The 25,906-nt window shown below is 64.1% G+C and carries 23 protein-coding genes and 2 tRNA genes; 6 read left to right on the forward strand and 19 right to left on the reverse strand.

All coding sequences use genetic code 11. The features are described from left to right. Positions 1 to 22 precede the first annotated feature (22 nt). The 14 genes from PKKP23_RS23290 to def form a co-directional block, all read right to left on the reverse strand. Entirely contained in the window at positions 23 to 667 is a 645-nt protein-coding gene (locus tag PKKP23_RS23290) for a tetratricopeptide repeat protein (protein ID WP_240659115.1), read from the reverse strand. 47 nt (positions 668 to 714) lie between these two features. After that, the gene (locus PKKP23_RS23295) at positions 715 to 1,497 is read right to left on the reverse strand and encodes an HpcH/HpaI aldolase family protein (RefSeq protein WP_126878595.1); all 783 of its coding nucleotides are present in this window, start codon (positions 1,495 to 1,497) and stop codon (positions 715 to 717) included. A gap of 244 nt (positions 1,498 to 1,741) precedes the next feature. Further along, a complete protein-coding gene (gene queD, locus PKKP23_RS23300; RefSeq protein ID WP_026120959.1) occupies positions 1,742 to 2,185 on the reverse strand; it encodes a 6-carboxytetrahydropterin synthase QueD in 444 nt (147 codons plus the stop codon). Positions 2,186 to 2,194: 9 nt separating this feature from the next. Further along, positions 2,195 to 2,827, reverse strand: a complete 633-nt coding sequence (queE, locus tag PKKP23_RS23305) for a 7-carboxy-7-deazaguanine synthase (protein WP_017772372.1) — start codon at positions 2,825 to 2,827, stop codon at positions 2,195 to 2,197. Between the two features lie 77 nt (positions 2,828 to 2,904). Continuing rightward, the gene (queC, locus tag PKKP23_RS23310) at positions 2,905 to 3,636 is read right to left on the reverse strand and encodes a 7-cyano-7-deazaguanine synthase QueC (protein WP_026120958.1); all 732 of its coding nucleotides are present in this window, start codon (positions 3,634 to 3,636) and stop codon (positions 2,905 to 2,907) included. Between the two features lie 430 nt (positions 3,637 to 4,066). Continuing rightward, a tRNA-Phe gene (locus PKKP23_RS23315) sits at positions 4,067 to 4,142 on the reverse strand. A gap of 111 nt (positions 4,143 to 4,253) precedes the next feature. Further along, a complete protein-coding gene (esaR, locus tag PKKP23_RS23320) occupies positions 4,254 to 4,943 on the reverse strand; it encodes a response regulator transcription factor EsaR (protein ID WP_017772370.1) in 690 nt (229 codons plus the stop codon). Next, positions 4,944 to 7,367, reverse strand: a complete 2,424-nt coding sequence (locus PKKP23_RS23325; protein ID WP_126878596.1) for a sensor histidine kinase — start codon at positions 7,365 to 7,367, stop codon at positions 4,944 to 4,946. Continuing rightward, positions 7,357 to 7,947, reverse strand: a complete 591-nt coding sequence (locus PKKP23_RS23330) for a DUF4390 domain-containing protein (protein ID WP_017772368.1) — start codon at positions 7,945 to 7,947, stop codon at positions 7,357 to 7,359. The genes PKKP23_RS23325 and PKKP23_RS23330 overlap by 11 nt, the downstream gene beginning before the upstream one ends. Continuing rightward, complete coding sequence (gene rsmB / locus PKKP23_RS23335; protein ID WP_240659109.1) at positions 7,944 to 9,473, reverse strand: 16S rRNA (cytosine(967)-C(5))-methyltransferase RsmB; 1,530 nt, start codon at positions 9,471 to 9,473, stop codon at positions 7,944 to 7,946. The genes PKKP23_RS23330 and rsmB overlap by 4 nt, the downstream gene beginning before the upstream one ends. A gap of 145 nt (positions 9,474 to 9,618) precedes the next feature. Further along, a complete protein-coding gene (gene htpX / locus PKKP23_RS23340; protein ID WP_017772366.1) occupies positions 9,619 to 10,476 on the reverse strand; it encodes a zinc metalloprotease HtpX in 858 nt (285 codons plus the stop codon). A 122-nt stretch (positions 10,477 to 10,598) separates the two neighbouring features. Continuing rightward, positions 10,599 to 11,249: a LysE family translocator gene (locus tag PKKP23_RS23345; RefSeq protein ID WP_126878597.1), complete on the reverse strand. Its 651-nt coding sequence runs from the start codon at positions 11,247 to 11,249 to the stop codon at positions 10,599 to 10,601. A gap of 138 nt (positions 11,250 to 11,387) precedes the next feature. After that, positions 11,388 to 12,398: a methionyl-tRNA formyltransferase gene (fmt, locus tag PKKP23_RS23350; RefSeq protein WP_126878598.1), complete on the reverse strand. Its 1,011-nt coding sequence runs from the start codon at positions 12,396 to 12,398 to the stop codon at positions 11,388 to 11,390. Positions 12,399 to 12,468: 70 nt separating this feature from the next. Further along, a complete protein-coding gene (gene def / locus PKKP23_RS23355) occupies positions 12,469 to 12,972 on the reverse strand; it encodes a peptide deformylase (protein ID WP_026120955.1) in 504 nt (167 codons plus the stop codon). A 285-nt stretch (positions 12,973 to 13,257) separates the two neighbouring features. Here def and dprA point away from each other — a divergent pair, with 285 nt between their 5' ends. The 3 genes from dprA (at position 13,258) to PKKP23_RS23370 (ending at position 17,826) form a co-directional block, all read left to right on the forward strand. Continuing rightward, entirely contained in the window at positions 13,258 to 14,514 is a 1,257-nt protein-coding gene (gene dprA, locus PKKP23_RS23360) for a DNA-processing protein DprA (RefSeq protein WP_126878599.1), read from the forward strand. Between the two features lie 80 nt (positions 14,515 to 14,594). Next, positions 14,595 to 14,972, forward strand: a complete 378-nt coding sequence (locus tag PKKP23_RS23365; protein ID WP_126878600.1) for a thioredoxin family protein — start codon at positions 14,595 to 14,597, stop codon at positions 14,970 to 14,972. A gap of 199 nt (positions 14,973 to 15,171) precedes the next feature. After that, complete coding sequence (locus PKKP23_RS23370) at positions 15,172 to 17,826, forward strand: DNA topoisomerase III (RefSeq protein ID WP_126878601.1); 2,655 nt, start codon at positions 15,172 to 15,174, stop codon at positions 17,824 to 17,826. Between the two features lie 208 nt (positions 17,827 to 18,034). Here the strand turns inward: PKKP23_RS23370 and PKKP23_RS23375 are convergent, their stop codons facing one another. Further along, entirely contained in the window at positions 18,035 to 19,132 is a 1,098-nt protein-coding gene (locus PKKP23_RS23375) for a LysR family transcriptional regulator (protein ID WP_017772359.1), read from the reverse strand. Positions 19,133 to 19,482: 350 nt separating this feature from the next. Next, a complete protein-coding gene (locus tag PKKP23_RS23380) occupies positions 19,483 to 21,342 on the reverse strand; it encodes a phosphoenolpyruvate carboxykinase (GTP) (protein WP_126878602.1) in 1,860 nt (619 codons plus the stop codon). 355 nt (positions 21,343 to 21,697) lie between these two features. On the opposite strand from PKKP23_RS23380, the gene PKKP23_RS23385 reads away from it, so the two are divergent. Beyond that, entirely contained in the window at positions 21,698 to 22,711 is a 1,014-nt protein-coding gene (locus PKKP23_RS23385; protein ID WP_017772357.1) for a D-2-hydroxyacid dehydrogenase family protein, read from the forward strand. A gap of 37 nt (positions 22,712 to 22,748) precedes the next feature. Here PKKP23_RS23385 and PKKP23_RS23390 read toward each other — a convergent pair whose 3' ends face one another. Together PKKP23_RS23390 and PKKP23_RS23395 are read right to left on the reverse strand one after the other, a co-directional pair. Continuing rightward, on the reverse strand, positions 22,749 to 23,618 hold the full coding sequence (locus tag PKKP23_RS23390) for a patatin-like phospholipase family protein (RefSeq protein WP_126878603.1): 870 nt from the start codon (positions 23,616 to 23,618) through the stop codon (positions 22,749 to 22,751). 70 nt (positions 23,619 to 23,688) lie between these two features. Further along, a complete protein-coding gene (locus PKKP23_RS23395) occupies positions 23,689 to 24,093 on the reverse strand; it encodes a PaaI family thioesterase (protein ID WP_017772355.1) in 405 nt (134 codons plus the stop codon). Between the two features lie 183 nt (positions 24,094 to 24,276). On the opposite strand from PKKP23_RS23395, the gene PKKP23_RS23400 reads away from it, so the two are divergent. Both PKKP23_RS23400 and PKKP23_RS23405 read left to right on the forward strand, forming a co-directional pair. Beyond that, positions 24,277 to 24,352 (forward strand) — tRNA-Lys (locus PKKP23_RS23400). Positions 24,353 to 24,606: 254 nt separating this feature from the next. After that, positions 24,607 to 25,089, forward strand: a complete 483-nt coding sequence (locus tag PKKP23_RS23405) for a DUF488 domain-containing protein (RefSeq protein ID WP_126878604.1) — start codon at positions 24,607 to 24,609, stop codon at positions 25,087 to 25,089. On the opposite strand, the gene PKKP23_RS23410 is transcribed toward PKKP23_RS23405, so the two are convergent. Then, positions 25,046 to 25,876 carry a hypothetical protein gene (locus PKKP23_RS23410; protein WP_126878605.1) on the reverse strand — a complete coding sequence of 277 codons (831 nt, stop codon included), beginning with the start codon at positions 25,874 to 25,876 and terminating at the stop codon, positions 25,046 to 25,048. The genes PKKP23_RS23405 and PKKP23_RS23410 overlap by 44 nt on opposite strands. Positions 25,877 to 25,906 lie beyond the last annotated feature (30 nt).

Raw genomic sequence — 25,906 nt, forward strand, 5'->3', positions numbered from 1 at the left:
AACGCAGCGCACGGCTGATTTCTTATTGCGTCGGCGCGGCCTTCTGAATCTGCGCACTCAACTGCTGGTACTTGAGGCGCGCCGCCGGATCGCCCTGCGCCGCAGCCGCCGCGTAATAGGCGCGCGCCACGTTCAGGTTCTTTGCCACGCCGTCGCCGCCACGTTCGTAAAAGGAGCCGGCCACGTATTGCGCGGTCATGTCGCCGCCCTCGGCGGCCTTCTTGTACCAGTAGAACGCCTGGCGGTTGTCGCGCGAGGTGCCGCGACCGTCCAGGAACTGATTGGCGAGCGCGAGTTCCGCCTGCACATGGCCCTGTTGCGCCGCCTTCAGAAACCACTGATGCGCCTCAGCCGGATCGCGGCCGACGAAGTCGCCGTCGTCGTACATCTTCCCGTAGACATACTGCGCGTGCGACATGTTGGCGTCCGCGGCCTTGCGCAGCCACTTCTTGCCCTCGTCGACGTTGGCGGCCGTGCCCTCGCCGTTGAGCAGCATCATCGCGTAATTGAATTCGGCGAGCCGGTTGCCGCGCTGCGCCGCCTGACGGAATTCCACAAGCGCCGCGCCGACGTTTCCGGCGTTGTAGTCGGCCACCGCCGATTCAGTCTGGGGATCGCTCTTGCCGCCACCTTGCTGCTGCGCGAGCGCCAAGGCTGGGCCACCCATAAAGAGCCCGCCCGCCGCCGCGAGCGCAGCGATTAGCCGACGCGTTTTCATGACCGTACCTCCTGCAACGCCTGGCGCGTTGCCCGCAACATCCACATGACGTCCGCAGCGAGCGCGATGAAGTTGAAGCCCGCTTCGCGGTACTGACGCGCACTGGCCACGTCCAGTGCAAAAATGCCCGCCGCGATACCCGCGGCACGCGCCGCTGCAACCACCTTCGCCATGGCGGCCTGCACATCGGGATGCTTCGAGTCGCCCAGATGGCCAAGGCTCGCAGCCAGATCCGCCGGTCCGACGAACACGCAGTCCACGCCCGGCGTGGCCGCAATGCGTTCCACCTCTTGCAAGCCCTGCGCCGACTCGATCTGCACGATGGTCGCGATCTGCGCGTTGGCCGTCTGAAGATAGTCGCGCCGCATGCCATAGGCCGCCGCGCGCACGACGCCAGCCACACCGCGCAGACCATCGGGCGTGCTCTGCGACGGATACTGCGTGAGCCGAACGGCATGCGCCGCCTGGTCGGCCGATTCGACGTTCGGGAACATCACGGTGCGCGCGCCGACATCCAGTACGCGCTTGACGAGCCACGGCTCGTTGGCCGGCAGGCGCACCACCGGTTCGCTCGGCAGATGTGCCGCGGCGATCGCCCGCAGCTGGGCGGTCACGTCGACGCTGTCGTTGGGCGTGTGTTCCATGTCGATCAGCAGCCAGTCGAAGCCCGCGTGCGCGAGCGCCTCGGCTGCCGTTTCACTGCCCATGGAAAGCCACAGACCGTACAGCGGCCCGGCCTCCTTGAGCCGCTCTTTGAGGGGATTCGTGAAGGTGCTCATCGCCGCGCTCCTTGCGAAAGAGCGACGGCGCCGGCTGGCGGATGCCGTTCAGCCAGGCTGCGCGCGCCGCATGGACGCGTGTCGCGCGTGTGCGCGTGTGGCTGAACGCCTTGGGAAATTGCGGCCGGCACGTCTCGCTCCATGTGATTGTGGAGCGATCATACCGTGACAATAACGGGCACGCGTCGGGGCGGGTCAGCTCCCGCCGGAGGCCCGAATCGTGGGCCTCGCTCGCCGGCGCTGACTAGTCGCGGGTCACTTCCGCCCAGCAATTCGGCGTTTCGTAGAGACGCACGCGCGCCAGACGCAGATTCACGCCGTAGTGGGCGTCGTAGACGTTCGACAGGATGTCGAACGCGATGGCCGCGAGGTTTTCGACCGTGGGAATGCGGTCCAGCACCACGGTCTTGTGGCCGGGCAGCGAGTCGAGGAAACCGCGCACCTGCGTGTCGCCCTCGAAGACGAGGAACGCATGGTCCCAGCGGTCCACCAGATGCTGGTTCGCGAGCGCCTTCACGTCCGCGAAGTCCATCACCATGCCGCGATCCGGCGCGCCTTCCGTCTCCACCAGATCGCCCTGCAGCGTGATTTCGAGCACATAGCGATGGCCGTGCAGATTGCGGCACTGGCTGCGGTGGTCGGGAATGCGGTGGCCCGCATCGAATTCGAGTTTTCGGGTAATCGTCAGCACGGCGGATCAGGGAATGTTCAGGTACTTGTGAGTCTGCATGGACAGCCGCCAGCGCGGATGCCGTTTGCACCAGTCGATGGCGAGCTTCGTGTTGATGTCGCGCGAAGGGCCGTCCATGGGCTGCACGAGAAAGTAATCGAAATCGAGCTTCTCGTAGTCGGCGAGGCGCTGGTTGTCCTGCGGCACGACAACCTTCAGCTCGTTGCCCTTCGTCACGACGAGCGGCGCGTCGGCCTTCGGGCTCACGCAGATCCAGTCGATCGTCTCGAGCACCGGCAGCGAGCCGTTCGTTTCGATGGCGATCTCAAAGCCCGCTTCGTGCAGCGCATCGACGAACGGCGGGTCGATCTGCAGCATCGGCTCGCCGCCCGTGCAGACGACGAAGCGGTGCGCTTCGCCTGCGGGCCACAGCGACGCGATTTTCGCGACGAGGTCGGCGGCGTCGCGATACTTGCCGCCGTTCTCGCCGTCGGTGCCAACGAAGTCGGTATCGCAGAAACGGCACACGGCTTCGCTGCGATCCTCCTCGCGGCCGGACCACAGGTTGCAGCCGGCGAACCGGCAGAACACGGCCGGACGGCCGGCGTTCGCGCCCTCGCCCTGCAACGTATAGAAGATTTCCTTGACCGCGTACGTCATGCTGCTTTCTGTCTGTGTTCGTCCTGGCGTGGGATCACGCCTTCGATTTGCGTCGCCGCTGCGTGTGCGGCACAGGCTCACACGGGCGAAGTCACCTTCTCGCCGGCGAGCCACGCCTCGTATCCGCGTTTGCGCAGCCGGCATGCCGGGCATTCGCCGCAGCCAAAGCCCCAGCTATGCAGTTCCGCCCGTTCGCCGACGTAGCACGTGTGCGTTTCCACGCGAATCAGTTCCACGAGCGCATCGCCGCCCAGCTCATGCGCAAGCCGCCACGTATCGGCCTTGTCGAGCCACATGAGCGGCGTTTCCAGCACGAAGCGGCTGTCCATGCCGAGATTGAGCGCCACCTGCAACGCCTTCATGGTGTCGTCGCGGCAATCCGGGTAGCCCGAGAAATCCGTTTCGCACATTCCGCCGACCAGCACCTGCAATCCACGCCGGTACGCAATCGCCGCCGCGATCGTCATGAACATGAGGTTGCGGCCCGGCACGAACGTGTTCGGCAGCCCGTTCGCGGAGGCTTCGATCTCGATCTCGCGCGTCATCGCCGTTTCGCTGATCGCGCCGAGCACCGAGAGGTCGATCATGTGATCGTCGCCCAGGCGAGCGCCCCAAGCCGGAAACTGCTGGGCAATCGCGTTGCGGAAGCTCTCGCGGCACTCCAGTTCGATGCGGTGCCGCTGGCCGTAGTCGAAGCCCAGCGTTTCTACCGTCTCAAAGCGGTCGAGCGCCCATGCAAGGCAAGTGGCCGAGTCCTGGCCGCCCGAAAACAGCACAAGCGCGCTGTTTTTAGCGTCTGTTCGAGTCACCGTGAAGCTCCGTGTATTGAGTGGGGGCGCCGCGCTCGCCTCGTGTGCACCCTACGTGCGACGAAGCAGCGCGAAGCGGCAGTGCCGCGGCCCGGGCAGTATAGGTCGCGCCATCTGCTGCAGGGCGCGCACGCGCTTATACCGCCAATCGTCAGAATCTGTCGCCCCGGCGCACGGGCCGGACAGCGGGTTCGGCCTGCTGCACACTCGTGCCGTTGCTGGAACGGCGGGCCTTGATCGGAACTCGCGAACGGGGCAATCGACGCATGGCGATTGGCGCTTCCGTCTTGCTGCTTCGGTCGCGATGTAGCGCGTTATATTATCACGCGCCCCATACCGCCACCGGCGAGCCGGCCGGGCCTACCCGCCTGGACACTGGCCAAAACGAAAGCCCCAGGAATCTGACGATTTCCTGGGGCTTACTTAATTCTGGTGGCCTGGGGCGGAATCGAACCACCGACACGCGGATTTTCAATCCGCTGCTCTACCAACTGAGCTACCGGGCCAACGAAGAAGCGAGAGTATAGCAAAGCACTACGCGCACCTCAAGCCCTCGTCCGAAAATTTCCGGGCCCACTGCTGCCAGGCTTCGAGCCGCCCGACGCACATCGCGCCGTTCATTCCCCCTTGTTCTTGCCGAGGTCGACGCCCAGCTGCTTGAGCTTACGGTACAGGTGCGTGCGTTCGAGGCCGGTTTTTTCCGCCACGCGCGTCATGCTGCCGTTCTCGCGCGCAAGGTGGTACTCGAAATACGCGCGCTCGAAGGCGTCGCGCGCATCGCGCAGCGGAATGTCGAACGAAATCGAGGCGGTTTGCAGCGCGGCCGCACCGGTCGTCACGCCGTCCGCGGAGAGAATGGGTAGCGCCGCAGCCGACGCAATCGCCGTCGTTCCCGCCGACGCAGGCGGCTTGGCCGCCGCGCCCGCCGCTACCGGCGCCGCCGTGCCGCGCGCAAGTCCCTGCTCCACCGCCTTCAGCAGCTTTTGCAGCGCGATCGGCTTTTCGAGGAAATTAAGCGCGCCGATCTTCGTGGCCTCGACGGCGGTGTCGATGGTCGCGTGCCCCGACATCATGATCACCGGCATGGTGAGCTGCCCCTGGGCCGCCCACTCCTTCAACAGCGTGACGCCATCGGTGTCCGGCATCCAGATGTCGAGCAGCACGAGATCGGGCGCCTGACGCAGGCGAAAGTCGCGCGCTTCCTGTGCGTTTTCCGCCACCTCGACGACGTGTCCCTCGTCGCTCAGGATCTCCGAGAGCAATTCCCGGATACCCATTTCGTCATCTACCACCAGGATGGTTGCCATTTAAGCTGCCCTTGTCTGCACTGTTGCTTTTGTCGTTCCCTGTGAGGCCGCGCGGGCCGTCTTCTCCCCTGTGCTGGGGGCGGCGGCATCGTCCGCGAGCTGGAGAAAGAGAATCGAAATCTGGGCGCCCTCGACCACGTCGCCCGCTCTCAGCCGGTTGCGAATGTCGATGCGCGCGCCGTGTTCGTCGACGATCTTCTTGACCATCGCGAGTCCCAGCCCTGTCCCTTTGGCCTTGGTCGTCACGTAAGGTTCGAATGCGCGCGTCAGGATGCGCGCGGGAAAGCCGGGCCCGTTGTCGGAAACGGTCAGGCGCACCGCGACGCGCGTCTTACCTTCGGCGTCGGGATCGCCATATTCTACTGTTCTCGTTTCGAGCAGCACACGCGGCTGCTCGACGTCCGCCACCGCGTCCTGTGCATTCTGCAGCAGGTTATGGATCACCTGGCGCAGCTGCGTCGCGTCGCCGCGAATCACGGGCAGCGCGGCAAGCTCGACGTGAATCGCGCTCTTGCCTTCCTCGATGCCGTAGAGCGTCAGCACTTCGCTCACCAAATCGTTGAGCTGGAGGTTCGCGAGCACGGCGGGCGGCGTGCGGGCGTAGTCGCGGAAGTTGTCGACCATCTGCTTCATCGCCGCGACCTGATTGACGATGGTCGTGGCGCCGCGCTTGAGCACGTCGGCGTCGGCGGGCGCGAGCTTGTCGGAGAGCTTCATCTGCAGGCGCTCGGCCGAAAGCTGGATGGGCGTAAGCGGATTCTTGATCTCGTGCGCAAGACGCCGCGCCACTTCGCCCCAGGCGACGGAACGCTGCGCGGAAATCACGTCGGAGATGTCGTCGAACACCACCACGTAGCCTGCCGTCTGCACGTTGCCATTGGCGTCGATCGCGTCGCCGGCCGCCGTTTCGGACACGAGCCGTGCGCCGCGCACGAGCAGCGTGAGCGGATCGGTCTCGCCCGGCACCTGCACCGAAAACTGCTGCTGCCAGTGTCCGCGATCGGCGTGGCCGTCGCCGGCCGCTTCGCGATCGGCAAAGGCCTTGCGCACCATCGCGCCGAACTCGGCCAGCACGCCGATGCGCTCGAGCGAAGAGCCCAGCATCGCCTGGAACGGCTGGCGGAAGATACGCTCGGCGCCGGGATTCGCCGTGGTCAGGCGGAACTGCCGGTCGAACACGAACACGCCCGCCGTCAGGTTGGCGAGAATGCTTTCGAGATACGCCTTCGAATGCTCGAGCGCTATGCGGTTCTTTTCCACCGCGGCGCGCGCTTCGGAAAGCTGCCGCGTCATCGCGTTGAACGACTGCGTGAGGAAGCCCAGCTCGTCGCGCGACTTGACCTCGCGCTTGGGCGTGTAGTCGCCTTCGGTCACTTCCTTCGTGCCTTGCGCGAGCAGGAAGAGCGGACGCGCAAGCTGGTTGCCGAGCGCAAGCGCAATCATCATCGCGATGAAGGTGGCGAGGAAGAGCGCGAGCGTGAGCGTGCCGATATACATCTTGCGCAAGCCCGTCCGGCCGAGCGCCTTCTCCTGATATTCGCGGTAGGCGCGCTGCACGGCATCCGCGTTGCGCGCGAGCGTGGGCGGGACCGGCTGCGTGAGTTGCAGGAAGCGTTCGGTGGGCTGCAGCAGCGACGCGTTGGTGTCCGGAATGCGCTGAACCACGCGCAGTCGCAACGCGCCCTTGCTGCCGTGCTCGCGCGGATCGCCGTCCACTTCGCCTTCGATCGCAGCGAAGCCGCGGCCGCGCGCCTGGTCGATCATCAGCGGCGTGGGCAGATCGGTGGGCACGAGCGACGAGAGATTGCCCGACGCCTGTGCCACCACGTGCATCTCGGGCGTGGCGCCCGACATGCTGCGCACGGGCTCGACGATGGTCGCGTCCTGCACGCTGAACTGGTCACGCAGACGCAGCAGCGTGAGCGTGGTGCCGGCCGCGTCGGCGCTCGCAAGCTGCTCGGCCATGAGACGGCCCTTCGTCTGCAGATCCGAGAGCGACGCGTCGAGCATGCCGCGCCCGAGGTTGAGGCCCGACGTGAGCGCGGTTTCGACATTGACGTCGAACCACGACTCGATGCTGCGCGAAACGAACTGATACGACACCACGTAGATGATGCCGCCCGGCACGACGCCCACCAGCGCGAAAAAGAACGCCAGCTTGGCGAGCAGCCGCGTGCCGAACTTGCCCTTCCTGAGCCGCGACACGATCACGACCACGAGGGCCGTCACCACGAGCATGAAGATCAGCGCGACGGCGATGTTGGCCGCGTAGAGCCACGAGTAGTATCGGTCGAAGAATTCGGTGTTGGCGCTCGCCGCCGCAAGCAGCACGAGCAGCAAAACGGCCGTGACGGCGACCGTCAGGACAAGCAGCCTGACGACGACGCTACTGACACTGGTGGCGCGGCGCACTCTATTTAGCACGATCGCTCACCGTGAAAGTGAAGCGCTTCCAGTCGGAAGCGAGATTCCAGTCGCGGTTGTTCACCGCGTCGATCTGAAACGGCTTGGGCATCAACGCAATATCGAGCTGCATGCGCACGGACGCGTTGTAGGTCTCGTCCGCGTGGACCTGATTGCGGTCGATCACGTGCCACGACGTAACGTGCTTGATCACCGCAAGCGCCTCCTTCAGCGACGAAAAACCGAGTTGCAGGCCGCCGCTCGACACGCGGTATTCGCGCGTGAGCGGCTGAAACGACAGGCGGATGCTCTGCGAGACGCTCACCGGCTGCTCGTCGAACCAGTACCAGCGCGGCCGGCTCAGCTCGAAATCGGTTGTGAAGTAGAGCGGAATGCCCTTGTTGACGGCATCTTCGAGGCTGCTGTTGAGCTCGAAATCGAAACGCGCGTCGAGGCTCCAGCCGTTGTTGTCCGCCTGAAGCGACGCACGCTGGACGGCGATCTGATCGGCGCGCGCGGGCCCGGCTGCGGTCAGGCAGACGGTCAGCGTGATCCACAGCACGACCGCGAGCCGGAGCGGAAAGAAGCGTTTGATGGTCACCGTTTCTGAAAGCGCGCGTAGAAGAATCCGTCGTGATTCGCGTTGTGCTCTGAAACCGCGGCGGCGCGGCTGGCCTCTGCGGCGGCGCCGGAACCGCCCCGCGCCTCTGCGGACGCGCGATGAGCGGTGGGCAGCAGCTGCCCGGGCGCGTCCAATCGTACCGCATCCTGGTGGAAGCTTTCAAACCAGCGTGCCTGCAGCTCGCCCTCCTCGGGAAAGATCGAGCAGGTGACGTAGAGCAGCTCGCCGCCCGTTTTCACGAGCGGCCACAGCGCTTGCAAAATGCGGCGTTGTTCGGCGACGAGGGCCTCGATGTCCGAGGCGCGGCGCAGCCACCGAATGTCGGGATGCCGCCGCACGATGCCCGAAGCGGAGCACGGCACGTCGGCGAGAATGCGATCGAACGGCTGGCCGTCGTGCCATTGCGACGGCTCGCCGGCATCGCCCACGCGAATGTCGGCATCGAGCCCCAGGCGTTGCAGGTTTTCCGCGATACGGGGCGCGCGGGCAGGGTCACTTTCGAGCGCAACGAGGTCGATGTCAGCGAGTTCCAGCAGATGACCGGTCTTGCCGCCAGGCGCCGCACAGGCATCGAGCACGCGCATGCCGTCGCGCACGTCGAGCGAACGCGCGGCCAGTTGGGCGCCGGCATCCTGCACGGAGACGACGCCGCTCGCAAAGCCGGGAATGCGATCGACTGGCGTAGGCACGGCGAGCGTCACCGCCTGCTCGCCGGATTGCGTCGCGTCGATGTGCTGCTCGCGCAGCAGGGCCAGATAATCCGCCACGTTCGAGCGGCGTGCGTTCACGCGCAACGTGAGCGGGCCGTGGTCATTGCCGGCCGCGAGAATGTCTTGCCACGCGTCGGGCCACGCGCGGCGCGTGGCATCGATCCACCATTGCGGATAGTTCCAGCGTGCGACTTCGTCCTGACGCACCTGCGCGAGCAGCGTGTCGCGCTCACGCAGGAACCCGCGCAGCACGGCATTCACGAGCCCCTTCGCAAAGTTGACTTCGCGGCGCGCGCCGACTGCATTCACGGCCTGGTCTACGACGGTGAAGGTGGCGTACGAAGGCGGCTCGTTTTCGTCGCAGAGCAGCGCCAGCGCGCACGCCAGCATGTTCGTGACGTGTGCGGGCGGCGCCTTGTGGACGCGCAACGCGATCACGCGATCGACTGTCGCGAGGCACCGCATGGTGCGATAGGCGATGTCTTGCGTCGCGCCGCGCGCGAGGCCGACTGCGGAAGCGGGAAGCGATCCGGATACGGCGGCAAGCGCGGCAGGAAGTGCCGCGCCGCCACGTACTGCGGTCACGGCCTGGGCGGCGCAGTCGAGTGCGAAACCCAACGAATCGGGAGCGAGGTGCAGAGCGGACAGACGCGGCTCGCGATGTTGCGGGGACCGACCGGATTGCGGCGCGTGCGCGCGGCGTGCCGGATGGCCCTGGCCCGATTGCGTGGGTCTTGAAGGACGCGAACGCGCCTTGTGATCAGCGGGGGGACGCCGGGAAGGTTTGGATGTCATGAAAAACGAGGGCGGCCACGCAGTGCACGGTGTGCAAACGGTGCATTGTAACGTGACGCGCCACTCGTTCTTTGTTGAGGCGGCCGGCGTGAGTGGGAAGCGCCCGGCGCGCGATAACGGGCGCCGTCAGGGGCGCCCTTGCCGGTTAGTCGAAGCGGCCCGTTCGCGCCATCTCCATAAGGCGCGCGATGCGCTCTTCGGTGGAGGGGTGCGTCGAGAAGAGGTTCGCGATACCACCGGCGTGCAGCGGATTCACGATCATCATTTGCGCCGTGGCCGGATGCTCTTCGGCTGCGGCAAACGGAACGCCGCTCGCATAGCGATGAATCTTGTCGAGCGCAACAGCCAGCGCCTGCGGATCGCCCGAAATCTGCGCGCCGCCGCGGTCGGCCTCGAACTCACGGGCGCGAGAAATGGCCATCTGGATAAGGCCGGCCGCAATCGGTGCAAGCAATGCAACGGCGATACCCGCGATAGGGTTTGCCGGCCGACCGTTCTCGTCACGGCCACCGAAGAACATCGCGAAATTCGCGAGCGCGGAGATGGCGCCCGCCATCGTGGCCGAAATCGTGGAGATCAGGATGTCGCGGTGCTTCACGTGAGCAAGTTCGTGCGCCATCACTCCCCGCATTTCACGTTCGGAGAGCACTCGCAGAATGCCCGTGGTCGCCGCGACCGCAGCGTGCTCGGGATTGCGGCCGGTGGCGAACGCGTTCGGTGCAGCTTCGTCGATCAGGTACACGCGGGGCATGGGCAGGCCGGCGCGCGTGGCGAGGTCGCGCACCATCCGGTAGAACTGCGGCGCCGTGGTCTCATCGACTTCCTGCGCGTTGTACATGCGCAGAACCATCTTGTCGGAGAACCAGTACGAAAAGAAGTTCATGCCAAGCGCGACCAGAAGCGCCAGCATCATGCCGCGCTGGCCCCCGATCATGCCGCCGATCACGATGAAAAGGGCCGTGATCGCGGCCATCAACATCGCGGTTTTGACCCAATTGAACATGTGCGCTGCTCCTTGCCCGTAGAAGTTCATCACCTCCCGCAGGTCCATAACGCAGGCCCCATGGCGGGAAAGCGGCTTATTGTAAGCGAACTGTTAGATATGGTCGGACGCGGAAAATTCAATCAGCGTGTGGCGGTGGCAAGCCGGATGCCGAGGCCGACGAAAGCGGTGCCTACGCCGCGGTCCAGCCACCGCTTGAGGGCGGGCTTGCCGGAGAACCGTTGCGTGACGCTGCCGGCAATCCACGCAACGAAACTGTTCCAGATCGTGCTCATCACCACGAACACGACGCCGAGTGTCAAAAACGCCACCACCTTTTGGTCGCTGCCCGGCACGACGAACTGCGGGAAGAACGACACGAAAAAGAGCACGACCTTGGGATTCAGCACATTCGTCCAGAACCCTTGCAGAAAAAGCTGCCGCAGCGGACGAGCCGTTGCGAGCCCCTGAGAGACGGGATTCGCGGCGTCTGCGGCGGGCTTCTCCGGCTTCGTGAAAATGAGCCGCACGCCGAGATAGACCAGATAGAGCGCGCCGACGAACTTGATTACCGTGAACGCGGTGGCCGACGCGGCAAGCAGGGCGGTAAGCCCAAATGCGCACGCGAGCGAATGCACGCAGCAACCGGCCGAAATGCCGAGCGCCGACATAAGCCCGGCACGGCGGCCCTGAGCCACGCTACGTCCCACGATGTACGCGGTGTCGGGCCCAGGTGTCACGTTGAGCAGGAAGACCGCGACGACGAAAAAACCGAAATGAGTGATGCCGGACATGGAGAACCTCGAAGTCTCTGGGAGACCCGTTAAACACAACGCACTGGAGCGGAAATTTTAGCGCCGACCGCGCCGGCCACGCGACCTGACCGTTCGGCTGATGGCGCGCCGCGTCACGCGCGTCTATCGTTCCAGCAATCAGGCCTTGGAGGCCGGATGTGCCGCAGGCTCCGGCAGGGCGAAACGCTGCCCCGGGGCAAGGGGCGAGCCCGCGAGGAACTCACGCACGGAAAGCCGTTTGCCGCCGGGTTTCTGCAACTGCGTGAGGCGCAAAGCGCCTTCCCCGCACGCCACGATAACGCCGTCAGGCGACACGTCGACGATCTGGCCCGGTTGCGCATCGCCTCGCGCAAAAGCGTCGACCGGTTCGGCCGCCCAGATCTTCACTGGGGTGTCGTTAAGCGTGCCGGCACCGCCTGGAAACGGATCGAAGGCCCGCACCTGGCGCGCGAGCGCCGCCGCGGGACGCCGCCAGTCGAGCACCGCCTCGTGCTTGCCGATTTTCTCGGCGTAGGTGGCGCCCTCGGCCGGTTGAGGTGTTGTGGGCAGGCGGCCGTCTCGCTCCAGGTCCGCAAGCGCATCGACGATCAACTGCGCGCCCGTTTGCGCGAGGCGGTCGTGCAAGGTCGCCGTGGTATCGGCGGGGGCAATCGGCGTACGGGCCTCGCGAATCATGGCGCCCGTGTCGAGGCCGGCGTCCATCTGCATCAGCGTGATGCCGGTTTCAGCGTCGCCGGCCTCGATCGCGCGATGGATAGGCGCGGCGCCCCGCCAGCGCGGCAACAGCGATGCATGGATGTTGATGCAACCATGCGGCGCGATATCGAGCACTTCCTGCGGCAGCAGCAAGCCGTAGGCGGCCACCACCATCACATCGTGCGGCGTGGCGCGCAGCAGATCGATGGCGGCGGCGGCTTCGGCCGGAAACTTGCCGTTACGGCGCAGCGACGGCGGCTGTGCGACGGCCAGACCGTGTTCGGTCGCGTAACGCTTGACCGGGCTCGCCTGCAACTTCATGCCTCGCCCGGCCGGCCGGTCCGGCTGGGTCAGGACGAGCGGCACCGTAAAACCGGCCTGGTGGATGGCGGCGAGTGCCGCCGCAGCAAACTCCGGCGTACCAGCAAAAACGACGCGTAAGGAATGACTCATGAGGCAAACGACCAGACGTGATGACGGCAGAAGTTGAAAGCAGCGGCGAGGTTGCGCCGCAAGCCGCGCGTCACATCGCGCGTTCGAGCTTCTTCATCTTGCTCTTGATGCGCGTCTGCTTGAGCGGCGAGAGGTACTCGACGAACACGCGGCCCATCAGGTGATCCATTTCGTGCTGGATGCACACGGCAAGCAGCCCTTCGCAATCCAGTTCGAAAGGCTCGCCCTTTTCGTTGAGGGCGCGCACGCGCACCTTGTCGGCACGCTCCACGTTGTCGTAAATGCCCGGCACCGAAAGGCAGCCCTCTTCGGAGAGCTTCTTCTCATTGCTGGACCACACGATCTCGGGATTGATGAAGGTGAGCAACTGGTCGTGCGTTTCGGAGACGTCGATCACGATCACACGCTCATGCACATCCACCTGCGTGGCGGCCAGCCCTACACCCGGGGCCTTGTACATCGTCTCGGCCATGTCGGCTACGAGCTTGCGGATACGGTTGTCGACCTCTGCAACGGGCTTCGCGACCTTGTGCAGCCGCTTGTCGGGATAGTGAAGGATGTTCAGTAAAGCCATGGCATCAAGAGGATTTTCGTGGCGCGCCGCGCGCCGAAAGAGCATCGGCCAGACTGGCCATACGGCCAGCTTGGCGACCGCACGGGCGACGCACACCATATAACGACTGGGTCCGCCAGATTCAATGCACGAATCACAGCAGACCAGTTCCCTGTGGCTGCCGCCGGGCACGCCGCAGGTCGTCTTTCATTTCGGATGATGAAAATTTTAGCATGGCCCGTCTCTGGCTGCTTTCGCCGGGAGGGCTATCTTGAACCGCTACGGGACTGACGCAACGTGAACTCTATGCATTCGCTGCCTATGACCGACGCCGAACTCATTGGCTGGCTGCGCCTGTCCTGCGCGCCGGGCGTGTCGCCCGCCGCACTGCGCAAGCTGCTCGAAACATTCGGCTTGCCGCAGGCCGTGCTGGCGCAGCCGTTCGCCGCGCTCGCAACCGCAACCGATACGCGCACGGCCCACGCCGTACTGTCCGCGCCCGGGCCTGAGTTCGCGGAGCAGGCCGCAGCTGCCCTTGCATGGCGCGAGCAGGCGGGCAATTGGATCCTGACATTGTGCGACCCTGCCTACCCGCCCATGTTGCTCACCATGCCTGATCCACCGCCACTGCTATATATAAAGGGGCGACTCGAGTCGCTGCATCGGAAGGCGGTGGCGGTCGTGGGAAGCCGAAGCGCGACGCCGCAAGGCACCGAAGACGCGGCGCGCTTCGCCCGCGCTTTTTCCGCGGCTGGCCTGACCGTCGTGTCCGGCCTCGCACTGGGTATCGACGGGGCCGCACATCGGGGCGCGCTAGCCGGTCCCGGCGGGACGGTTGCGGTGATCGGCACCGGCATCGATATCGTCTATCCGCCGTCGCATCGGGCGCTCGCCGCGCAGATCGGTGAGCAAGGCGCGATTGTCTCTGAGTGGCCGCTCGGCACGCCGGCGCGACCGTCCAACTTCCCTCAGCGTAATCGCCTGATTGCAGGGCTTTCCAGCGGCGTGCTGGTAGTCGAAGCCGCGATGCGCTCCGGTTCACTGATCACCGCACGCCTCGCCAACGAATTGGGGCGAGACGTTTTCGCGTTGCCCGGCTCCATCCATGCGCCGCTCTCGAAGGGCTGCCACCGAATGCTGAAACAGGGTGCGATGCTGGTGGAGACAGCAGACGAGGTGCTGGAACAGCTTGGCGTGGCAACGGCGCCGCGCCCCCGGCCCGCATTCACCCAGGCAAACACGACGGCCACCCGTTCGAGCCGCACCAAAGGTGATCGCGCGAGCGCTCCCTCAGGCTCGGGCGAGGACGTGGGCAGCCGGCCGGCCGAACGCGCGCCGCAACACAACGCCCGCCTCGATACGGCCCCATCCCCGGCTGCGCTAACGCCAGACGCGCAGCGGCTACTGGACGCACTCGGCCACGCACCGGCCACGCTTGAAATCCTCGCCGGGCGCACCGAAATGGAAGAAGCGGCACTGCAGCGGGCACTGCTGTACCTCGAACTGGCCGGCCGCATCACGGCCCTGCCCGGGGGCCGTTTCACCCGGGCGAGCCGCGACTGAGGCGGCGTCATGCTAAATTCGGCGGACCAGCCGGCTTGCTCCGGAGACCACCAGTACAAGAGAGATAGCGAGGAACCATCATGCCCGCGCTGAACCTCGACACCGATTCCGAGCGAATCGCCGAGCGCGTAACCGATCCGAACACCTTGTTCGTTGCCTGCCTGTGCGCGGAATGGTGCGGCACCTGCCGCGAGTACCGCGCAGCGTTTGACCGACTCGCCGACGCCCACCCGGAAATCTGTTTCGCCTGGATCGACATCGAAACGCATGCAGACCGCTTCGACGACCTCGATGTAGAAAACTTCCCTACGATCCTGATCGAAGATGCCAGCGCCACCCGTTTTTTCGGCACCGTGTTGCCGCAAGCGGCCATCGTGGAGCGCATGCTCGCCGACCTGACCGCGCTGCCGGGCGTGAAGGATGCGCCCAAGCTAAGGCCGGCTCTCACCATGGCGTGAGCCCGCATGGGGCCGTCCATGGCGGTCGGCGGCCCTGTCTGAAGCGCTGCGCAGGTCCGCCGCGCCGCGCTTGCCGGTACCTTGGCGCCCCATTATGATGAGGCGCTTTTTTGGGGCGTCGAAACCGCCGCTGGCGCAGCGTGTGCTATAAAGCGGTCGTTATGGGCGTCTGCCCGACTCTACCCACTTGCAACCAGTCATGTCGAAAGCACTGATCATCGCCGAGAAGCCGTCCGTCGCGAACGACATCGCACGCGCTTTGGGCGGCTTCACCAAGCATGACGAATACTACGAAAGCGACGAATACGTGCTTTCGTCCGCTGTCGGCCATCTGCTCGAGATCGCTGCCCCCGAAGAGTACGAGGTCAAGCGCGGCAAATGGAGCTTCGCGCATCTGCCCGTCATCCCGCCCCACTTCGACCTGAATCCCATCGCGAAAAGCGAGTCGCGGCTCAAGGTGCTCACGAGGCTGATGAAGCGCAAGGACGTCGACCGCCTCATCAACGCATGTGACGCGGGGCGCGAAGGCGAGCTGATCTTCCGTCTCATCGCGCAGCACGCAAAAGCGAAGCAGCCCGTCCAGCGGCTGTGGCTGCAATCGATGACGCCCGCCGCCATCCGCGAAGGCTTCGCCCATCTGCGCAGCGACGAAGACATGCAGCCGCTCGCGGATGCTGCCCGCTGCCGGTCGGAAGCCGACTGGCTGGTCGGGATCAACGGCACGCGCGCCATGACCGCGTTCAACAGCAAGGGCGGCGGCTTCTTCCTCACAACGGTGGGTCGCGTGCAGACGCCGACGCTTTCCATCGTCGTGGAGCGCGAAGAAAAGATTCGCCGCTTCGTGCCGCGCGACTACTGGGAAGTGCGCGCCGAGTTTGTGTGCGCCGCCGGTTTCTACGAGGGGCGCTGGTTCGACCCGAAGTTCAAGCGCGACGAGTTCGATCCGGAGAAGCGCGAATCGCGCCTGTGGAGCCTGCCCGCAGCGGAAACCATCGTCGCCGCGTGCCGCGGCCAGTTGGGCACGGTCACCGAGGAATCGAAGCCTTCAACGCAGCTGTCCCCCCTGCTCTTCGACTTGACCAGCCTGCAGCGCGAAGCGAACGGCCGCTTCGGCTTTTCAGCCAAGAACACGCTGGGCCTCGCCCAAGCGCTGTACGAAAAGCACAAGGTGCTCACCTATCCGCGTACCGACGCACGCGCGCTGCCGGAAGACTATATCGGCACCGTAAAGAGCACCCTGGAAATGCTCAAGGAGAGCAACAACTACCTGCCGCACGCGAAGCAGGTGCTCGACAAAGGCTGGGTGAAGCCGAACAAGCGCATCTTCGATAACTCGAAGATCAGCGACCACTTCGCCATCATCCCCACGCTGCAGGCGCCGAAGGCGCTGTCCGAGCCGGAACAGAAGCTCTACGACCTCGTCGTGAAGCGCTTCCTCGCCGTGTTCTTCCCCGCAGCTGAATACCGCGTGACGACGCGCATCACCGAAGTCGTCGGCCATCACTTCAAGACCGAAGGCAAGGTGCTGATCGAGCCGGGCTGGCTGCAGGTATACGGCCGGGACGCGGGCGGCGACGACGCCAACCTCGTACCCGTGCAGAAGGACGAGAAGGTCGAGACTGACAAGATCGCCGCCCATCAGCTCACCACCAAACCGCCCGCACGCTACAACGAAGCCACGCTGCTGTCGGCCATGGAAGGCGCGGGCAAACTCGTCGAAGACGACGAGTTGCGCGAGGCCATGGCCGCGAAGGGGCTCGGTACGCCGGCCACGCGCGCGGCCATTATCGAAGGTCTGCTCGGCGAGAAGTATCTGGTTCGGGAAGGGCGCGAACTGATTCCAACGGCCAAGGCGTTCCAGCTGATGACGCTGCTGCGCGGCCTCGGCGTCAAGGAGTTGACCGCGCCCGAACTCACCGGCGAATGGGAACACAAGCTCGCCCAGATGGAGCACGGCAACTTGCATCGCGACGCGTTCATGCAGGAAATTGCCCGCATGACGCAGACCATCGTGAAGCGCGCGAAGGAGTACGACTCCGACACCATTCCCGGCGACTATGCGACGCTCGAAACGCCGTGCCCGAACTGTGGCGGGCAGGTGAAGGAAAACTACCGGCGCTTCGCGTGCACGAAGTGCGAGTTCTCGATCTCGAAAATTCCGGGTGGCCGGCAATTCGAGATTCCGGAAGTCGAAGAACTCCTTCAGAAAAAGGAGATTGGTCCGCTCTCAGGGTTCCGCAGCAAGATGGGCCGGCCGTTCTCGGCCATCCTCAAGCTCTCGTTCGACGACGAAACAAAGAACTACAAGCTCGAGTTCGACTTTGGCCAGGATCAGGGTGGCGAGGACGGCGAGGCACCCGACTTCTCCGACCAGGAGCCCGTGGGCGCCTGCCCGAAATGCAAGGCGCGCGTGTTCGAGCACGGCATGAGCTATGTGTGCGAGAACTCGGTCGCCAATCCGAAGACCTGCGATTTCCGCTCGGGCAAGGTGATCCTGCAACAGGAAATCTCGCGCGATCAGATGGCGAAGCTGCTGACCGAAGGCCGAACGGATCTGCTGACCAGCTTCAAGTCGTCGCGCACGGGCCGCAACTTCAAGGCGTTCCTGGTGAAACAGAACGACGGCAAGATCGGCTTCGAGTTCGAGAAAAAGGAGCCTGCCGCTGGAAAGACTGCCGCCAAAACGGCCGCGAAAAAGACGGCGGCAACAGTGGGCGCAGAGGCAGAAGGCGATGGCGACACGGTGACCGAAACCGTCGCCGTGACGCCGGCGCGCAAGACGGCCGCGGCGAAGACCGCGCCGGCACGCAAGGTGGCCGCGAAGAAGACAGTGGCGCGCAAGACCGGATCGTAAGTCACGGCACGCCTGCGAGCGCGCCGTGAAGTCCACGCCGCCGTCCCTCGCTTCTTCAAAGCCAGAACACCAGGACGTGTGAAGCAAAAGAAGCGCAGCCGCGGCTGCGCTTTTTTATTTCGCGAGGGAAACCTGCCTCCCGGAAATTATCCCGGCGGCAGGCCGCGAACTTGCATCGCCCCTTCCCGCCGCGCGAGTCGAACCAGAATCAAACCGGCGACGCCGCGCTCGACCGGCGTACACGCCCTGGCGAGCGCTGCGTCTTCGGCGAAATCTCACGATCGAGCAAACTCGAGAGCGGTTCGGCACCGTCGAACGCTTCGGGCGCCAACATCTCGCCGTCCGCATGCGCGGCGACGCCGGCAGCCGGGCGCCCATAGCCGTCCTTGATCCACTGCTCGCCCAGCACGCCGTTCGGCGTCTGGCTGAAATGCTCCACCAGGTGATCGATGAACGTGCGCACCTTCGCCGGCAGATGGCGCCGGCTCGGGTACGCGATATTGAGTTCGACCTGCGGCAGCCGGTAGTCGCCCAGCAGGCGCACCAGCCGCCCGCGCGTCATGTCGCGGCCAATCAGGTAGCTGGGCAGGATCGCGATACCCATGCCGAGCAACGCGAACTGACGCAGCATCTCGGTGTTGTTCGCGACGACCACGTTAGTGGGGCGCACCCGCACCTCGCCCTCGGGACCGGTGAATACGCGCTCGTCACCCCAGTATTCGGAAGGCGGCGACAGGCACGGATGCTCCATCAGATGCTCCGGACGCGTGGGCGTGCCGTGCTTTTCCAGATAGGCCGGCGTGGCGCAGACGGTCATGCAGCCGGTGGTGAGGCGCCGCGTCACGATACTGGCGCCGCGCATCTGCCGGGCAACCACCACGCCCACGTCGAAGCCTTCTTCCACGAGGTCGACCTGCCGGTCGACCAACGTGACGTCCGGAATCACCTTCGGATAGCGTTCCGCGTAGGTTTGCAGCACCGGCGCGAGATTGTGCAGCCCGAACACCACGGGCGCCACGATACGCAGCGTGCCGACCGGCTCATGGTTGCGGGCCACCACCATCTGCTCCACGTCTTCCAGTTCGTCCAGGATCTGACGCGCGCGTTCCAGGTAGACCTGGCCCGACTCGGTCAGCGAGAGGCTGCGCGTCGTCCGGTTCAGCAAGCGAGTACCCAGCCTACCTTCCAGGTCCGCAACGTGACGCGTGGCAACTGCATTCGAAATGTCCATCGCGCTGGCGGCGCGGGCGAAGCTGCCGAGATCCGCCACCTTGACGAATACCCGCATCGACTGCAAATGATCCATGTGAAACTCCTGCCGTTTATTACTTATGCCTTTCGGAGGCCATAGGCGAATTCGGAATTCTCCTACGACTCCCAAGTTCGTGCAGAAGTTGCCTAAGAAGCCGTTAAATTTCCTTAAATTCGTGCCAATGTGGACTTTCCCGCAAATCTGATCCGTCCATTGTTCCTCGACAGGAAACAATCTGCTGCGACGCAATGGGGAGGAACGCTTCGACGAACAAATGGCTACATGGCGGCGGGGATAGCGCAAAGCGGGGACAAACCAACGCTCGAGCAAACCTGTCACGGCTGCCAGAAAAGCCAAGAAAAAAGCCGCCCGAAGGCGGCTTCAAAGCGAAGCAGGCGCTCACATCACGTTGCAGACAGGCGCTTCTCCAGCGCTTCGCGCGCCTCGTTCAACGCGGGCGGCAAGCGGTGCTGCAGCGTGTCGAAGAGTTCGGCGTGCAGTCGCAGCTCACTTCGCCACGCGTCTGTGTCGACGGACATCACCAGATCAAACTGCGCTTCGGTGAAATCGAGCCCGCTCCAGTCCAGGTCGTCGTAGCGCGGCGAAACGCCGAACGCGTGCTCGTCGCCGTCGGCTTTGTCGTCCACGCGGCTCACCATCCAGTCCAGCACCCGCATGTTCTCGCCGAAACCCGGCCATACGAACTTGCCATCCGGCCCCTTGCGGAACCAGTTCACGCAGAAGATCTTCGGCAGCTTCGCGCCCAATTGCGTGAGGCGCGCGCCCACCGCCAGCCAGTGCGCAAAGTAGTCGCTCATGTTGTAGCCGCAGAACGGCAGCATGGCGAACGGGTCGCGCCGCACCACGCCCTGCTGGCCCGCCGCCGCGGCCGTGGTCTCGGAGCCCATCGTCGCGGCCATATAGACGCCCTCCACCCAGTTGCGTGCCTCGGTGACGAGCGGCACCGTGGTGGAACGGCGGCCGCCAAATACGAAGGCATCGATAGGCACGCCGGCCGGGTTCTCCCAATCCGGATCGATCGACGGACATTGCGAAGCCGGCGCCGTGAAGCGCGCGTTCGGATGCGCCGCCTTGCGGCCGGTTTCCCTGGCGATTTCGGGCGTCCAGTCCTGGCCCTGCCAGTCGATCAGGTGTGCCGGCGGCTCGTCGGTCATGCCTTCCCACCAGACGTCGCCGTCGTCCGTGAGCGCGACGTTCGTGAAGATGACGTTCGCCTTGAGCGTCGCCATCGCGTTGTAGTTCGTCTTCTCGCTCGTGCCCGGCGCCACGCCGAAATAGCCCGCTTCGGGGTTGATCGCGTAGAGGCGACCGTCCTTGCCCGGCTTGATCCAGGCGATATCGTCGCCGATCGTCGAAATTTGCCAGCCGTTCATGCCCGGAGGCGGAATCAGCATCGCGAAATTGGTCTTGCCGCAGGCCGACGGAAACGCCGCCGCGACATGGAACTTGCGCCCTTCGGGCGTCGTCACGCCGAGAATCAGCATGTGTTCGGCGAGCCAGCCCTCGTCGCGGCCCATCGTCGACGCAATGCGCAGCGCAAAGCACTTCTTGCCGAGCAGCGCATTGCCGCCGTAGCCGGAGCCGTAGCTCCAGATCTCGCGGGTCTCCGGGAAATGGACGATGTACTTCGTGTCGTTGCACGGCCACGCCACGTCCTGCTGCCCCGCGGCAAGCGGCGCGCCCACCGAATGCACGCACGGCACGAAGTCGCCGTCTTCGCCCAGCACGTCGTACACCTTGCGGCCCATGCGCGTCATGATGCGCATGTTCACGACCACGTACGGGCTATCCGAAAGCTCCACGCCGATGTGCGCGATGGGCGAGCCGAGCGGCCCCATCGAAAACGGCACGACGTACATCGTGCGGCCGCGCATCGCACCGTCGAAGAGACCATCAAGGGTGGCGCGCATCTCGCCGGGTGCCACCCAGTTGTTGGTGGGGCCCGCATCCTCCTTGCGCTGCGAGCAGATGAACGTGCGGTCTTCCACGCGCGCGACGTCGGACGGCGACGAACACGCCAGATACGAATTCGGCCGCTTCTCGGGATTGAGCTTTCTCAGCGTGCCGGCCTCCACCATCTGCGCGCACAGGCGGTCGTATTCCTCCTGCGAACCGTCGCACCAGACCACGCGCGCGGGTTTCGTCAGCGCGGCGACGCGCTGCACCCATTCGATGAGCTTGCGGTGTTTGACCCAGGCCGGCGCTTCTACGGCGGCTTGACCTGCAAAGGCGGGATGGTTCATCGAGCTGTCTCCGTTTTGTAAAAAGTAAAGGGAAAACGGCACGAGCCACGAGACGCTGCTGCGAGAGGCGGCGCGGTCTCGCCACGCAACATGCGGGGGCAAGAGGGAGCGCAAATCGTCAAGGGCCCTGCAGCCTGTCGTTCGAAACCGTCTGTAAAGCGGCTTGCATCGAGACGCGACAAGCTGTTAAAAACGCGGTAAATCTGTCTTGCATGACGCGGTGCGGCGCCGCTACGGCGCTGCAAGCAACACGACACAATCACGATTCGTACCACCATGGACGCCGCGCTTCGGTGGGACAGCCAGCATATCGCTCCGTTCCGCACCTCGTGGTGCGTCGCAAAACTCAAACGCCATGAAAATTGCCATCCTCGACGACTATCAGGACGCCGTTCGCAAACTCGACTGCTTTCAACTGCTGGCCAATCACGAGGTCAAGGTCTTCAACAACACCGTGCGCGGACTCGGACAACTGGCGAGCCGCCTTGCCGAAGTCGATGCGCTGGTGCTGATCCGCGAACGGACCCGCATCACCTCGCAACTGCTCGACAAACTCCCCCACCTTCGGATGATCAGCCAGACGGGTAAGGTGTCGAGCCACATCGATCTGGCCGCCTGTACCGAGCGCGGCATCGCCGTGCTGGAAGGCGCCGGCTCGCCCGTGGCGCCGGCCGAACTGACGTGGGCCCTCATCATGGCGGCCCAGCGGCGCATTCCGCAATACGTGGCAAACCTTAAGCAAGGGGCCTGGCAGCAGTCGGGATTGAAGACCTCGGCGCTGCCGCCGAACTTCGGGCTGGGCCAGGTGATGCGCGGCCAGACGCTCGGCATCTGGGGCTACGGCAAGATCGGCCGGCTCGTGGCCGGTTACGGCAAGGCGTTCGGCATGAACGTTTTGATCTGGGGCCGCGAACACTCGCTGGAAGCCGCACGTGCCGACGGCTATACGACAGCGGAAAGCCGCGAGGCCTTGTTCGAACAGAGCGACGTGCTCACGCTCCACCTTCGCCTGCACGACGACACGCGCGGCATCGTCAAGCTCGACGACCTCATGCGCATGAAGCCCACGGCGCTGCTCGTCAACACGAGCCGCGCCGAGCTGCTGGAAGAGAACGCGCTGGTCAACGCGCTATCGCGCAACCGGCCCGGGATGGTGGCCGTGGACGTCTACGAAAGCGAGCCGATTCTGCAAGGCTATAGCCTGCTGCGCATGGAGAACGTGATCTGCACGCCGCACATCGGCTACGTGGAACGGGAGAGCTACGAACTGTATTTCAGCGCTGCGTTCCGCAACATTCTCGCCTTCGATAGCGGCGACACGTCGAGCGTGGCGAACCCCGATGCGTTGCAGGGTGGGCGCCGGAGGTAATCGCTGCTGGCTCGTGTGAGCGGCGGGTCGTGATCGATCAGTTCGACTCGCCGGCAAGCTCGAGCAGTTCGGGCGCGCGAGCGAGGAACTGCTCGCCATCCACGCGGCCGAGGTTGTACGCGTGCTGCATCTGCGAAGGGCTCGTGTAGTCCCAGCTCGAGATCGGCACCTTGCGCGACGGTTGCACATAGATGCGCTGCTGCGCGCCGTGCGGCACGACAAACATCTGCGGACGCGGATAGAGACGCGTCACCATTACGAGCACGAGGCCTGGGGCAGGGTCGAGTGCGCCGACCGGTACGTTATCGACCATGCCGCCATCGAGCACAGGCCGCCCGTTGCGTCGCAATACGGGCGTGAAAGGCGGCGTGCACGATGATTGCAGGATCAGATCGGCCAGTTCCTCCACCGACGCACACGTCTGCGCCGTCACGAATTCCGGCTGAAAACCGAGCTTGCGGCCAAGCGTGGGGTGCAGCGTCTTGCGAACGTACTTTTCGATGTTGTAGGCCACGAGCCCGGCTGCCACCGCGCTACGCGCGCCGAGCCAGCGCGGCAGATGCGACACGCCGATGCGAATGGCAGGCGCGTGCTTCAACTGCTCGAAGCGCTCGCCGTAGATATCGAGCAGCGCCTGACGATAAATGCGGTAGTGAGGAAACACCGACTCGCCGCGCAGCAGATTGCCCCAGTACGCGTTGCGCGTGTTGTGACGCAAGGCGTTCTCGTAATAACGCATGACCCAGTCTGCGTCGCGCGTGTAGAGCATGCAGGCGGTGGCTGCGCCCGCCGAGATGCCGGCGATCACGCGCGGACGAATATCCAGCTCGGGCCGCACGACGTCCCAGAAACCGGCCTGCCACCAGCAGCGATTTCCGCCGCCGGCAAATACCACCTGATCGAACATGTTGTTCCTTCGGTCCTGCCCGGCTTCGATTTTTTTCTGCTTCCTGCAGGACTCAAAACGCCGCGGCTGCTCAGTCGAGCAGCGCGTAAGTCGTGGTGGCGTGGACGGCCATCTTGCCGTCCTCGTCGAACAGTTCGACTTCGCCGAACACGAGGTTGCGGCCCATTCTCAGCACGCGAGCGGTCACGAGCACGTCGCCCTTGCGCACGGGCCGCATGAAGCTGATGTTCAGCGAGACGGTGGTCATGGGCCGAAACTCGCCGAGCGCAGCGGAAATGGCGACGATCATCGCCGTGTCGGCGGCCGCCATGAACACCTGACCGCAGATCACGCCGCCCGCATGGCGCAGTTCGCCGGAAAACGGCAGCCGCAGCGTGGCACCCTCCTCGCCGACGGAGACGGGCGTGAGCGCAAGCGCCTTCACCCAGGGGGCAAGCACGCGGTCGAGCAGGCTGCGGATAGCGGTGTCGTCCATTGTTTTTGCTGTGCTTTGTCGTGTCGCGACATGATAGCTGCACGAGGTATCTCACGCCCTGAGGACAGGCTCGAGCCTCGTCAGACGCCCCCCCCTGCACGGCCGGGTCGCAGAATTTTTTAAGAAAATCGGCGGAAGGGACTAGGCAAGACAGAAAAAGTCCTGCATAATTCGCAGTCTCTTGGGGCGTTAGCTCAGTTGGTAGAGCAGCGGACTCTTAATCCGTAGGTCGAGTGTTCGAGTCACTCACGCCCCACCAAGGAATTCAAGCACTTAGCCCAGCCTACACGGCTGGGCTTTTTGCTTTCTGGATTTCGTGCAGGCATGGTGTAGGCGTTTTGGGTCTGCACCAATCAACATAGATCCATATCGCTAGGCAAACCGCGACGCGCGAAGTCCCGTTGCCTTCGGCTGCCGGGAGCGAGGTCGGCCCATCGGCGGGCGGCAACTTCGAACACCGGATCTCGCCCAGGACAGTATGCTCACTTTACCGCCTGTCGACGGAGCGCATTGATGACTGTTTTCACCATTGGCTACCAAGGGCTGGACATCGATACTTTTCTGTCACTGCTCGCCGAGCATGGCATCGAGACTGTCGTGGACATCCGTGAGCTACCCCTGTCGCGCAAGCCTGGCTTCTCAAAGAAGGCGCTGGCTAGTGCGGTGAATCTCTCTGGCATCGAGTATGTTCACATGGTCGATCTCGGCTGTCCGAAGCCGGTACGCAATCGGTACCGGGAAGATGGCAACTGGAAGCACTACACCAATGGCTTCCTCAAGCATCTCAAAACACAGAAAGCGGCTATCGCAGAACTGTCCAACCTAGTGAATTCATCGAACTGTGCCCTCCTCTGCTACGAGGCCGACTTCAATTTCTGCCACCGTTCGATGGTCGCTAATGCAGTACAAAAGCATTGCGGTGCTGACATCGAACACATCTCGGTCGCCGACGTTAGAAAAGCGATGCCTGCGAGTCGTCAACTAGCTTGCGCTTAGGTGGGTAGATCAAACTGATGATCAGCCATTGATCTTGGAATCGATGCTGGTTTCCCATCAGGAGCATCAGTTCCTTGCTACCCATATTTTCCTCCAGCTTGGTGCGGAACGGCTTTTCCCAATCGTTGCCATAGCTTCGGCGACAATTCCAAAACAGCGCGCCAGCTTCCCAGTCGACGATCTTGTGCCTGTATTCCTTCTCACCATCCGGCGTGTCGCAGACATATCGGTAATAAAAATCGAACGGCACCTTGCGCAGTTGCTTTACCTGCTTACGCTCTTCCGCCTCAGAGAAAAGATTGCCTTGCATCTGCTCCTGTAGCAGCTTCTCACGCTCCTCGTCCGTCCAGTCCGCGATACGAGCCTTGATGATGTCCAGGCCAAGTAAGCGCTTCGGGCGCAGGAGTGCGAGCGACAGTCCATCTGCGAGCCTCGCCGCATCGATGGCGTCGAAGCTGCCAAATGCAGCCAACTTATCCAACCACTCCCACCTAGACGCCCATCCCTTCTTGGGCTCGATTACATTACCGCAGCTAATTGTGTCTACATAGACCTTGTGGCTTTCTGGTCGGTGATCCTTCGTGGCCTTCTCTACACGCACGTCGATCCACTGCCACTTCCTGAACTGCTGCCCGTCCTCGACCATCCGGAACGGGACAGGGAACAGGCGACGCATTGCGCCGCTCTCAGAAATGCCCGCGACGCAGGAAGTTTCGACGTATTGCGCGCTGGGCGATGGATAGGTCTTCGCCAAGATTAGAATGCGCTCGACTTGCCCCAGTGCCATTGTTCTGCGTCCTCATTTTGCGATTTACAA

This window comes from Paraburkholderia kururiensis JCM 10599 = LMG 19447 (genome assembly GCF_003986935.1).
GTDB classification, from domain to species: domain Bacteria; phylum Pseudomonadota; class Gammaproteobacteria; order Burkholderiales; family Burkholderiaceae; genus Paraburkholderia; species Paraburkholderia kururiensis.